Genomic DNA, 13,453 nt, shown 5'->3' with positions numbered 1-13,453 from the left:
GTTCTCCATCAGGAGAATCTCTGCGTACTCTGCGTCTTGGCGGTAATAAGGACCGTTTTGCAGTAGACTCATTTTTCGATCCGGCGCAGGCCTTTTGTCATCACATAGCCCCACCCCTATAAGCACTCCCAAACTGATCAGAAGCGTCCACCCGTTTGAAGCTGAGAACGCCGCCAGACGGCGCAACGTCACCGCCGTCGGACCAACGTTGTTCCCCACCGCCCAACGACTTGCGGATGAGCCGCGCTGCCGAGAGGCGGCGTCGGCTCTATCCGCAGGTTGGGCGGCCTCGCCCGATTACGGCGTGCTTCTGAGCACCAGCGGCAGGAAGATATGGTGTAGCGGCTTCTCTGCCACGGTGATGTTGAAAGCCTGTTCGGTAAATGCCCCGGCCCGGTCGGTCACGCGCAGCACCACGGCGTGGTCGCCCACGTCGGCGTTGGTGGGCGTGCCGGAGAGCGTCGCCGTACCGTCGCCGTGGTCCTCCAGCGTCAGCCACCCCGGTAGCGTCGGCGCGGTGAGGGTGAGCGCGTCGCCGTAGGCCAGGTCGTCGTCATCGGCGATGATCTCGTAGGTGTACGGCACGCTGGCCCGCACCGCCCCATCCGGCGGCCAGGTGATGAAGCGCGGCGCGTCGTTGCGGTTTTTCACCAGGAGCGTGAACGGCCCGGCCACCGTCCAGTTGCCGGCGCGGTCCACAGCGCGCACGGTGATGGTGTGCACGCCCGGCACGGAAAAGTCCAACTGCGGCACGCCGTGCCAACGTCCGTCCGGGAAGCGCACCAGGTCGGTCGTCCACAGGCGGCCGTCCGGCTGTTCGATGCGCAGATCGGCCCAGGCCAGCGCCGCTTCGCTCAGCGTGCCGGTAAAGACCGGCACCGCGTCGGTGATGGGCTTCCAGTACCAGGAATTGAAACTCCAGCCTGTGTAGTCCTCACGCCAGACCTCGGTGAGGACCTGCGTGACGGTGAGGCGCGGCGCGAGTGTATCCACGCGCAGGGTGCGCGTCAGCGGCTGCGAGCGGTTGCCCGCGCCGTCCACGGCGTAAAAGCGCACCGTCTCGGTCACGCCTTCGCCCGTCACGCCGATGGTGTAGGGCAGCCACCAGTTGTCGCTTGTCTGCGGCGAGGGGATGAGCGCCCCATTGCTCTGGCAGGATTCGGCGCCCTCGTCCACGCGGCAGGCCAGCACGCCGGCCACGCTCAGGTCGTCGGTGATGACGCCGTAAAGGTTGATCGTCGGCCAGTTCAGCCCGCCAAAGATGCTAGTCTGAAGCAGATTTTCGGTGTACGCATCCAGCGCGATCTGCGGCGGGGCGAGGTCCACGGCGACGGTGATCGGCTCGCTCCACGCGCTCCAGTTATCCGCCGCGTCCTGTGCGCGTGCTCGCAGGCGGAAGAATTGCGCGCTGCCCGTGCCGGCGTCCCAGGTGCACGTCCAGGCATAGCCGCCCGCGTAGGGACAGGTGAAGGTGCGCGGACTGCCCGTCGGCAGGGGTTGCGCTTCCAGTTGCAGGCGGGCAACGTCAGCGTCATAGACCCAGCCCCTGACGGTGTTGGTGAGGGGCAAGGCAAGCGCCCAGCCCAGTTGCGAACTGACCGGCAGCGGCTCGACGATGCGCGGCGCCTGCGGCGGGGCGTTGTCCACCGCGTGGTGCACCCAGAACCACTCAAAGGGCCGATGGGTGGCGTCGTCCACCGTTAGCATCAGTTCGGCGGCGTTGGGGTTGAGCGCGGTGTTCACGGTTGCCGTAATCGTCAGCGTTGCCACCTGGCCCGGTGCAACAGTCCCCAGGTTGTAGGGGGTTGGCGTGCCAAACCCCAACGCCCCGCGCGCCGTGGCGGTGACGACCACGCCGGGCATTGCGCCATCGCCGCTGTTGTGGATCACGACGGTATAGGTCACCGTCTGCCCGTTTCCCACCACGCCCGACGCTACGCCGGTGATGGGATGGTCAATGCTGCCGTCTAGGTCGGCGTCAATCGGCTGGCCGGGCGTGAGCACATCGTAGCGGTCGCTTTGCAGATAGCCGACCACGCCGCCGCGCGGCTGCGCGTTCACAATGATGGACGGAACTGCGCCGCTGTAGCGTCCGGCGTTGGGCAGGATGCCGGCCGGCAGGCTGTCAAAGGCCAGGGCTTGCGTCAGCGTGAGGGCGTGAATATCGCCCACGCGCGCCAGCGGGTTCCGGTCGGCGGCGCAGTTGAGCGGGTTGAGGTCCGGCGCGCCGACGAGCAGGCAGGGCAGCGCGCCGCTGCTGTATGCTTCGTTGGCGACAAAGGCCGCGATCTGCAGCGGCTTGCCGGCATTTGTGCCCAGCGCGCCCAGCGGGATATAGAGGTCGGTGCGGCGCGGGATTTGATCGCTCGTCAGGCGGTAGACCGGCGGGCCGGCGGGCGTGGGCAGGGTTGTGGTGGACATTGTCGTGGCCGTGATCCACACGCTGCCGTTCCACTGCTTGATGACAGCCGTGGCCGCATCGCGCACGTGGACAAGGTAGTCAGCCTCAAAGGGCAGGGTCACGGCTACAGCGTCCTGCCATCCCTGAGGCGGATAGGGTTGGTCGGCGGCCGTCGTGCCGCCGGCTTGCGTGTCAAAGTAGAACCACAGGTCGCCATGCACGTCCCAGTCGCCATCCTCGGCGATCCAGGTCAGTTGCAGCGCGTCGGCGTTCCACGAGCCGTAGAGCCGATGTACGCCCTGACCGCTGCGCTCGCGGCTGAGCAGCGATGCGCCGCTTTCCAGCCAGTGCGAGTACCAGATGCCGTCCGCCGCTGCGCCGATCAGGTCGGGCGTGAGGGGCGAATCTACCAGATACGGCCCAAAGGTCTGCACGCGCGCGTTGCCCAGCCCGTCGCGGATGACCAGGTGGGCGTAAGCCACCTGCGCCTCGCCGACGACTTGCTCGTGGCGGCGCGGGGCGTCGGGCGCGTAGCGCTGTAGGGACGCAAGGCCTTGCGCATCCACCGTGACCGTGGGGCTGCTCGTCCAGCCGACATAGTAGCCCTCGATGCCGCTGCCGTCGCTGGCCGCGTCCCATTCCACGATGAGCGGGCGGTTTGCTTCGCGGACCACCGGGTTGGCCCGCGAAAGCGGCACGCGCTGACCCAGGCTATCGGTGTAGGCCAGGGTAACGGTCACAGGCTCCGGCGGGAAGAGGTCCACGGTGAGCGTGGGGGTAATAATGGTCACTTGTCCGGCCAGGTCGGTGGCACGGATGGTGATGGTGAACGGCGTCGCGCCGGCCGGCGCGGTCATCGCCAACTGCCACCCGCACGCCGGGCAGGGGTTGGCGTCCAGTTGGGCGACCCTTGCGGTCGCCCCTTCCTCTACTACCTCTACGCGGGCGATGCCGCTGTCGTCGCCGGCGCTGCCGGTGAGCATAAAGGCGTTGAAGCCGGACAGGGCGTGCGTGGACGTGTAGACTACGGGCGCCACCGTGACCGTCGGCGGAGTCGCATCCACGATCACGCGCACCGGCGCGCTCTCGGCGGTGTCGCCGTTGCGGTCGCGGACCTGGGCGCGCAGCGTGTGCAGCCCTGCCGCCGCCGTCCAGGTGTGCGTTTCGCTCGCTTCGGTCAGGCCGGGGCCATAGGTCCAGGTCTGCGCAGGCGTGTCGTCTATGCTGAGGGTGAGGCTGTAGACCTCGTGCAGGGCATAGCCGCTCACGGTGATCGGAACGGCGCCCGGCGCGACGATGGTGTTATCCGCCGGCGCGTTGACGGCGGCAAAGACCGGCACGGCAGGCCAGACGTTCAGGATGACCTCGCCGGTCGCCCCCGCGCCGCGATTGTCCTCCACGCGGTAGGTGAAGCGATCCTGCCCGGCGAACCCGACGGTTGGGGTATAGGTAGCTGTGGCGGCGAGATTTATCTCGCCTTCCGGCCCGTCCAGCAGCGTAAAAGTCAGCGGATTGGCGTTGGGATCGCGCGCCTCCAGCGTAAAGGTGGTCGGTGTGTTGTGCGCCACCTGCACGATCTGCGCCGTGGTCGTGGGCGGATGGTTGATGTCCAAATCCAGGCTCAGCGACCAGAACAAGTGATCGGGCGCAGTATGGACTGTCTCCAGGTCGCTGCCGTCCAGGTTGGCGCGGCGCAGCGTGACCGTGTAAGGGCCGCTACCGTCCAGCGTGGCAAAGTAGAGTTTGCCTCCGCCGCTGTCCACCGCCAGGCTGGCAAGCGCCAGGTAGAGGTTGGAGGGCACGACCAGCGTCGCTTCGGTGTAGGTGTGCGCGCCGCTCCAGGCGGGCGGATAGGGGATGCGCAGGATGCCCGATCCGCTGCCGGTGCGCTCGCCGGCCACATAGAGCATCCGCGCCTGTGGGTCAACGGCCATCCCGTTGTCCAGCATAATCTGCACGATGGGCTGCCCCAGTTCTTTAATCGGGTCCATATACCCGCTCTCGCCGCTTTCGGCGTAGAAGCGGATGCGCCCGCCGACGTTTTCGGCCACAAAGACCACGCCGGCAAAGGGATCGGCAGCCAGTCCCACCGGGCTGCTCAGCGCAGTGGTCAGGGTGACTACGTCGCTGCCGTCCAGGTTGGCGCGCAGCAACGTCCGCGTTGTGCCGCCAGCCTCCAGCCAGTAGAGATGGTCGCGCGTGAGGGCGATGGCCCGAATGTCGCCGCCGATGGTGCGGGTGATGATCTGTTCGGGGTCGCTGCCGTCCAACCCCAGGCGCCAGATGCGGTCATCACTTGCAGTGGGCAGCGCCGCATACAGCCGTTCGCTGTGCGGATGTACTTTGAGATTCTGGTAGCTGTAGAGGGTATTGTGTCCCAGCGCCAGGAGGTCGAGCAGGTGCGTATGCGCTGCCGTGTTCAGGTCCAGGCGATAGAGCGCGCCGTCGTTGTTGGGGCTATAGTTCCAATAGAGGCCGCGCGTGTTCGGCGGCTCGGGCGGGGGCGCGCTGAGCGTGGCGACGTGGCCGTAGCGGTCGTAGGCGGTCACCGTCGGCGGCGTCGTCACATAGCCGGGCACGCTGCACTCGCCGTACAGTTGATAGAGACGGGTGGTCTCGCCAAAGATTTCGCGCCACCAGGCGGTGTCGTAATAGTAGGGGCGCAACGCCGCTGCGCCTCCAGGGCAGGGGGATTGCAGCCCCTCTTCCACCAGGTTAAAGTCGTTGACCCAGACGCGATAGTGGGTCTGGGCGGTGCTGCCCACGCCGGTGTAACTCACGTCCAGGGCGATGCGCGGCGCGGCGGTGTCTATCTCGCCGCGCCAGGCCGCGCCGGTCAGCGCATTGCCCAGCACGTCGGCGGCGCGCGCATCCAGCCGGTAGAGACCCTCCATAGCACAGGATGAATCCTGTGCTACGCAGGGCGTGTATTCCCAGGTCGTGGCGAGCACGCCCGCGCCGCTCTGCGCCAGGGTGACGGCCTGCCAGTCGGCCTCGGCGAGTTCGGCGCGGAAACGCAGGCGCGCCTCACCGGTCGCCTCGTTGTAGCGCAGGCGCAGCGGATGGACGCCGGCGCCCAGCGTCAGCGTGAGCACGGCGCTGGTCTGGCCGTCGGGCGCGCTCAGGCGCAGCGCGCCGTCCACCCACAGCGCGGCGGTGGAATCGGCGTCTTTGGTGACGGTCAAGGTGTACACACCCGGCACGCGGAAGAGCGCCTCCTGCTGCCATTCGGCGATGAAATGGTCGGCAGTGAGGCCAGGGGCCGGCGCGCCGACGCCCCAGTCCACATCAATTTCAGGGGTGACGGTGTACACGGTCGTTTGCGAGCCGCTCCGGTCGTACAGGCGCCCGCGCCACAGCCCCGGCGCCACGCCCAGGTCGGCCGGCGTCAGGCGCACGTCCAGCGATTGCACGCCGCTGCGCACGTCTCCCATTTCATAAACCGTGCCGGTGAAGGGCAGACTGCCGGTGATGGGCTGTGGCGGCGGGTAGAGCACCAGCGTATCCGAGATGACGGTCACTTCGCTGCGCGGCGGTTGCTGTACCTCCACGCGCGGGGCCGTGCCGTCCACCTGATAGGCGAAGGCAAAGGCGTCGGAGACATTGCCCACCGTATCGGCGGCGCGCACCAGCGCGGTGTAGACGCCGTTCGGCTCCAGGAGTGGCAGGCCGTCGGCGTCTGCGGCGGGCAGGGTCAGGGTGTAGGTGACCACCCACTCGCTGCCGATCCGGGTCGCTGCCTGCCAGCCGGCGCTGTACGGACGCAGGTCCATCTCCACGCTATCTACGCCGCTGCCGGGGATGGAGCCGGGCAGGTTCGGGTCGGCGGCGGTGAAGCGCAGGACCAGTTGCCGGCGGCCATCCTCCAGCGCGATGGGCGCCAGCACCGTGTACGGCGCGATGACGGCGTTGACGGAGGGCGGCGTGCCGTCGGCGTAAACGGCAATGCTCTGCTCGGATTGCGACGCCGCCGACTGCACGTTGCCCACGGCGTCGGTCGCGCGCACCCAGAGGGTGTGGATGCCCTCGGCGGCGGGGATGGGGACGGCGGCGCTCCACCGTTCCCGCCCGTTGGCCGTCTGCCACGCGCCGTTGTCGGCGCGCGCCTCCACTCGTGCGATGTACGAGGTCGGGTCGCTCGCCGTGCCGCCGATGACCACGCTCCGCCCAGCGGGCAGGTAGGCGTGCACCGTCGGCCAGGTGATGGCGGCAGTGGGCGTATCGGCGTCTACGGTGACGGTCAACTCTGCCGAGGCGGTCAGGTCGCCGGGCAGCCGGCTGCCATCGGGGTTGATGCCGGTGGCGCGCAGGGCGGCCTGCAGCGCCGTGACCTGCGTGGGGGCGGAAAGGGCCACGCGCGCGCCGCTCTCGACCCGCACTTGCGCGCCCGGCGCCAGAGCGGGGTTATTGCCGAACGTCCAGACCGTCGCGCCGCCGCCCAGGTCGGTCGGGCGGGTGAGGGTGAACGTCCCCTGCGCCGCGATCTGATCCATCGTGTTGCGCACGGTGGCCGTGATGGCGAGGGACTGACCGCGCGCCAGGTAACCGTCGGCGTCGTTGTGGGCCAGCGTAACCGCCAGGCCAAAGGGATTGTAGACCTGCGGGTGGAAGGGGTAGGCCGCCGGGTCGCTCAGGTGCAGCGTGCGCTCCAGCCGGTCGCTAATGCCGTCACCGTCGCTGTCGGCGATCAGCGGGTTGGAGGTGACGAGCGTGGTCCGCGTGGGGTTCGTGCTGTAGGTGAATGTCCAACCCCGCACCTCTTCGAAATCGGTCAGGCCGTCGCCGTCGGTGTCGGCGCGGGTCAGATCGGCGCCCAGGCGTAGTTCCTCGGCGTCGCTCAGGCCGTCTCCATCGGTGTCGGCGGCGGTCGGCGAAATTGGCGAGCCGCTCTGCTGCCAGCGCAGTTCGATCAGGTCGGAGATGCCGTCGCCGTCGCTATCCCACAGCGCGTCGTTCGGGTCGTTGCCGCCGCGCGCCGCCGCGAGCAGGCCGTCGCCGTCGCCATCGCGCAGAGGCGGCAGGTGGGGGTCCCAGGTCCAGGCCACAAATTCGTCCAGCGTGGGTGGCAGGACATCCAGCACCAGGTTGATAGGGAAATCCTGATTGGCCTGCATCTGATTGATGCTGCAATTGGCCTGCGTCTCGGTAGAGAGCCAGCACTCGGCAGTGGGCAGGGCGAAAGCAGTGGAGAGCCATAGCCCGTGCTGGCGGTTGAGGCCGGTGGTCAGTTGGATCGCCTGCGTGCTGGCGATGACACGGTCGGCGCGCAGGGCGTACAGGCGATACGTAGTGGTGCGCCAATCGTTATAGCGCACCTCGCGGGTGTACTCTGCCTGGCCGAAACTATGCCAGTCGCCCCACGTGTTCCTCATCTCGTTCAACTGCGCCTGACCGACGTTTTGGATGAACGGCCCTAACGCATAGCGCAGGGCGACGCCGCGCTGCGTGGTCTCGTTGGGCGCGGAGGCCAGGTATTCGTGGAATAAAATCTCGCTGACATCTTCATAGCGCGGCGTCTTGGCCCAGTGGCGCAGGTGCAGGCTTGGTATGACGGCGCTGCCGCCTGTCAACATCGGCTGCGCGCCGCCGACGGGCAACAGGTCAATGCCGCGAATGTTCAACAGGTCGTTGCCGGTTTCGGTCACCACGCCGACGCGGTAAAAGGCGCGCCGCAGGAACGAGTTGATGGAACCGGCGATGCTGAAATGGCAGGCTGCCTCCCACACGCCGGTCTGACACAGGGCAGTGGCGACCAGGTCAATGAGCGCCAGCACAGACAGCCCAATCCCGATGACCGCCAGAATGGCGCCGAAAATCCAGCCCTGCGGGCCGGCTCCCAGGCCGGCGATGATCAACGCCAGGAGGATGCTCTCGGTGACCAGGAGCACGAAAATATCGGCGACCGTCTCGGCCAGCAGGATGTGGCCGGCGACGCTACTAATCGCCACCGTCCCGCTCAGGTAGACGTAGAGCAGAAAGGCGATGCGCGCGGCGACTTGCAGGATCAACCCGATCACTTCCAGCACCAGCATCGCTTTGGTGATGGCAAAGGCCGCCGTGGCGAATCTGGTCAGCGAGGCGATGATTTGATGCGTTTTATAGATGGCGTAGAGCATCTTGCCGATTTGAATCAGCAGCGAGACGTTCTTGATGAGCATATAGACCACAGAAGTGATCAGCGAAAGGCCAACACCGGCGACCACTTTGGTCCACGTTGGGCCGCCGAGTTGGGCGGCGATGAATGAGGTGATGAACACGGCGGCGACCGTCACCAGGATGAACACCACTACCAGCACGGCGCCGACGATGACCAGACCCTTGAAGAGTGAGAGCGCTCTGAGTTTGGCGCCCAGCGTCCCCAGCGCATCCTGCACCTTGCTGACCACGCCACGCGCCAGGTCGCGCGCCGTTTCCGTCGCAGCCTTGGTCAGCGCCGTTTTGAGGTCGCCAAACACCCGGAAGGCGGAGACAAAATTGACTTTGACCAGTGGCCCGATTTCCTCGACGAGCAATTTCCCGATTTTGGTCGTCACCGAGAGCAGCGCGCTGGACGCCGTCCCGCTGAGTTTGATGATCCTGGCGACAATGCCGGTATCGGCGGCAAAGGTGTAGCGCACGATCTGATCGCCCACCTGCACCAGTTGCACCACGCCTTTGTAGAGCGCCAGATAGTACAACTGATAGATGAATTGCTTGCCTTCGGCCTCGCGCTGCGTCTCGTCCGGCTCGATGAGGGTCGCTGCCGGATAGCGCCGCTCGATTTCCTGCCAGTAATCCTCCACGGAGACGGTCTGCCAGGCGGCTTGCGCGGCGTTGTAGCGATAGGGTGCCCACTTGAGGCCGGCGTGGACGCGCACGGCGTTGACCGACGGGCTGGCGAAATCCACCGTCACCTGCGCGCCATTCCAATTCACCGCCTGCGTCTCGGTGGGTAGGGCCGTGCTTTGCAGGTTGATGAGGCGGAAACGCTCCTCGGTGGCAAACAAAAGCGTGGGGGTGATCGGGCGATAGGCGTCAAAAGCGGACAGCGCCGCTGCTACGTCTGTGCTGGCCAGCGCCTCCAGCGCCGCGTCCAGGTGCGCGTAGGTGTGCGTTTCCACCTGAAGCGTGTCGGTAATGGCCCATTGCCGCGTTTCGTTGTAAGGCCCGTTGGTGTCGCGGTCAAAGCGGCGATAGATTTCCCCCACGGTGATGTCGCGTTGTCCGTCACTCTGGCACGCGCCCGTGGCCGTGAGCGTGCAATCCCGCCCGGAGAGGAAGCCCTCCTCCAACCCCATCGTCAGCAGCGTCAGTTCGCGGTCATCGGCGCGGTCGGGGTCCACCGCCGGGTCTTCGTAGATGATGGCCGCATCCACGCCGTGATCCTCGCGCACGTTCAGGCCGGTCAACTGCCAGGCGTCGGGATAGACCATCAGCACCTGCGTCTCGTTGTAGGTACAGTCGCTGTCGTTGCACGAGTCATTCAGGCCGATCACGGCCCACACCAGGCGCACCTGATGCGGCGCGCCCCATGTCCCGCCCTGGGGACGGTAGATCATCCGCGCCTGAAAGGCCATCTGCGCGCCGGTCGTCGGATCGCTGATCAGTTGCAGGGGCACATAGACCGAGCGCCCCTTCCCCACCCCCAGGCCGTTGACCCCAATGCCATATTGCTGATAAAAGTTCAGATTGGCCATCTGCGCGGGCGTGCTCTCAAAGGGCAGCAGGGCGGGGATGTCGGCGCAGGCATAGTTGGCGTTGAGATGGCGCGGGTTAAAATTGTTCCAAAAATCTTCGTAGAACAGCAACGCGCGCGGTTCACCGAACAGGCTGTCAAAGCGGATATCGGCGCTGTTGAACGCGCGGTTCACCTCTGTCCCTTCCACGGGCAGGTCCGCTAGCCGGGTTTCGGGTCGTTCGCACGTCCCGCTGTAGAGGGCCAGCTCGTGTGCCACGCCGCCGCCGTAGCCCGCACGCGAGACGGTCCCGTTCACTTGCACTTCGCCCCCATTGCTGCGCGTTAGCGTCACCGTGCCGGTGAAGGGCGTGCCAACGCGGAAGCGCGGGTCGGTGTATTCGCGCAACGTCAGGTTGAAGGAGGGGTTGTTGGTGGTGACCAGTTGGCTGGGCGTGCCGGGGATATGAATCTCCAGCATCGGCGCCAGGCGCACGTCGCCATAGGCGTCCTGCGGGCGCGTCGAGTTGGGGTTCACGTTCTGGAAAGTTTTGCCGTCGCGGTCCTGCATCTGCCCATCCTCATCGCGCGGCCAGTCGCGCGTGGTGAGGGCGTACCACAGGTGATTGGGGTTGGTGGGGCGCAGTTGATACTCCACGTAGAGGTATTTGCCGGCAGTGACGTTGGCAACGCTGAACGCCAGGGGGTTGGTCTGTGAAAAGACCGTCGTCTGCTTGGAGAAGGGCGACAGGTCGTAGCGGTCGGGCACGCCGTCGCCGTCGTTGTCGTCGTCGTAGAGGTCAGGCGTGCCATCGTTGTCGGTGTCCACGCCCCATTCCAGCCCATCGGGCAGGCCGTCGTTGTTCGTATCGGTCAGCAGCGGATCGCCGTACCACCAGCGCCCGTTGTAGAAAAAGCCGGTCACCTCGTCATAGTCGGAGATGCCATCGTTGTCGCTGTCGCGCCCGTCGGGGATGCCGTCCTCGTCCCTATCCACGGTGATGGACAGCGTCCCCAGGCGTTCTTCCTCAGCGTTGGTCAGCCCGTCGCCGTCGTCATCGCCGTTGGGATTCTGCTGCTCAAGGGGAGAGGGGGAGAATGGGAGAGCGGGAAAGGATGAGAGCGCGAGAGCGGCAGAGCGAGCGGACTCTAACGGCGAGATGCCCGCCACGGCCAACCTGCCGGCAGGGGAGGGTTCGGCCAGCGTCTCTTGCAAGGCGGTCATCGCCTCGGCGCGGGCCTGTTGCGCCTGCTGACGGGCTTGCGTCGCCTGCCGGCGTTCGGCGGCGGCCACGGCGCGCTCCGATTGCGCCAGCGGGCCGAACAGGGTGCTGGTGATGACCAGCACGCTCACCACCGTGCGGATGCGGGGCGAGCGTCCTCTGCGCGCCACGACCAGTGCGCCCAGCGCAACCAGTGCGACCGACAGCGCGCACGTCCCCACTTCCGGCGCGGTGGGCAGGCGGGCCACGCCCAACGCCCGTGCCACCGGTGACGCGGCCAGGCGCACATCGCTGAAATCCACCTGCATCGTCAGGCGCGTCATCCCGCCGTTCTCGCCGGGCAGGTCGTAGGTGAGCGTGTTACGCACGGGAAGGCCCTGCTCATCCACCCACAGTTCGCCCATCCCCGCGATGTTCCGAAAAGCGGCGGGAAGTTCAACCTCCGCGCCGGGCGGCAGTTCGCCGCGGGCGGTCAGGGCGGCGACGGTCCATTCTTGCAGCGCGCGGGCCAGGCGCGCGCCGTCCAGACGATACGGGTGGCGGGTGTAGGGGTGAAGCGCCGCTTCGTCCTCTTCGTCCTCTTCGCCCCTACCCTCCGGCACGATGGTCTCCTGCGCCGCCGTCAGCAGGGCCAGCCAGTCGCCCTGCGGGGCAAAGGCGGCGCTGAAATCGTCCAGCGGCTCCCACTCCCCATCGGTGCGGATCCAAGTGTGGCCGTTTTCCAGGCGCAGGTCTATCTTACCCTCGCCGGTGAGCAGATTGCCGCCCTGCGTCCAGAGGCTGGCCTCCATTCGCTGCTCGGCGGGCCAGGATTGGCCGGAAAGGTAAAAGCGGTGTCGCTGCCCCACCTGTCCGACGGTGGTCACATCGGCGATGGGGATGCGCTCCTGATCCAGCGTGGCGGAAAAACGGTAGTATTCCACGGCGTCCCATTGGCGCTGCGCATCCGCTAGGGAGGGGGTGGGTGAGGACCCCCGTGCCGTGCGGTGTGCGCCCACGCCGAGAAGGGCGATCATCAACACAATGATCAGGGTTAGTTTTTTATGCATCTTGGCCTCCGTTATCCGTCCCGGTGGCATAGGATTCATGCTGTGCTACTTCGTTACAGGTGTCCGGCGTTTGCTTCTCCAAAAAGACCAGCAGCCCGTCCAGATCGCCGAACCCCACGCGCTCGCCCGTGGTCACGTTCTCCAACAGCGCGCGGCAGGTCATCCGGCCCTGCTCGCAGACGCGCCACACGCGCAACAGGTAAGACGTGTAGTGAGATGAAACACCGTCAGCCGGCATCGGACCTCCGTAGCACAGGATTAATCCTGTACTACAGTGTACATAAGGGGCGTCAGGAAAACGTCAGGAGGAAGAAGGAACAATAATGCTCTCGCTCATTCGGACTTGACGCAACGCAGGATATGCCTACAATGTCATCACACACGTGACCGCATCCGAAAAGAACGGCTACGGAAGAGATCGGCATTTGTGAACTCAAAGCGCACGCCGTAGCACGGGATTAATCCTGTGCTACGGGGAGGAAATATGGCTGCTTTTTACCGCCGCAATCTACCGCACATCCATCCCAGCCATGCGACCTTCTTTATCACCTTTCGGCTGGCGGGCTCGCTGCCGCCGGAGATCATCGAACGTCTGCGGGAGGAATTCCAGGCAGAGGAACGGCGGCTGCAACAAACCCTGAGCGGCGCGGCACTGCTGAGCGAACGATACAAAATCCAAAAGAAATTCTTTGGACGCTACGATGCATGGCTGGATCAGATGGCGCACGGCCCGACCTGGCTGCGTCAGCCGGAAATTGCCCAACTCGTTGCGGACGAGATTCGGCGCCTGGATGGCGCGCACTATGACCTGTGGGCCTATTGCATCATGCCCAACCACGTTCACCTGCTGGTGAATATGGCACGTTTTGGTGACGTTGATACCAGAGGGCATCCTTCCGCACTGAGCCGGGCCTTGCATCTGCTCAAAGGACGCACGGCGCGCTACGCCAACCGCTTGCTGGGTCGCAGCGGAAAATTCTGGCAGGACGAAAGTTACGATCATGTCGTCCGTGACGAGGCGGAATTGCAGCGTATTCTCCAGTACATCGTCAACAATCCTGTCAGGCAGGTCTTGTTGCCGATTGGCAAGACTGGCCCTATACGTTTGTAGCCGTAGCACAGGATT

General features: G+C 65.8%; 3 protein-coding genes. 1 reads left to right on the top strand and 2 read right to left on the bottom strand.

Features of this window, described 5'->3' with window-relative positions; genetic code table 11:
• Positions 1–297 precede the first annotated feature (297 nt).
• Both RCAS_RS19185 and RCAS_RS19180 read right to left on the bottom strand, forming a co-directional pair.
• Complete coding sequence (locus RCAS_RS19185) at positions 298–12,327, bottom strand: Ig-like domain-containing protein (RefSeq protein WP_157042705.1); 12,030 nt, start codon at positions 12,325–12,327, stop codon at positions 298–300.
• Positions 12,320–12,565 carry a hypothetical protein gene (locus RCAS_RS19180; RefSeq protein WP_041331136.1) on the bottom strand — a complete coding sequence of 82 codons (246 nt, stop codon included), beginning with the start codon at positions 12,563–12,565 and terminating at the stop codon, positions 12,320–12,322. The genes RCAS_RS19185 and RCAS_RS19180 overlap by 8 nt, the downstream gene beginning before the upstream one ends.
• Before the next feature lie 246 nt (positions 12,566–12,811).
• On the opposite strand from RCAS_RS19180, the gene RCAS_RS19175 reads away from it, so the two are divergent.
• Positions 12,812–13,438, top strand: coding sequence for a transposase (locus RCAS_RS19175; RefSeq protein WP_012122165.1), 627 nt, complete (start codon positions 12,812–12,814; stop codon positions 13,436–13,438).
• Positions 13,439–13,453 lie beyond the last annotated feature (15 nt).

It is taken from the genome of Roseiflexus castenholzii DSM 13941 (genome assembly GCF_000017805.1).
GTDB classification, from domain to species: Bacteria; Chloroflexota; Chloroflexia; order Chloroflexales; family Roseiflexaceae; genus Roseiflexus; species Roseiflexus castenholzii.
Note: the sequence above shows the minus strand (reverse complement) of the source record. Positions and strands in the feature narration are given on the sequence as shown.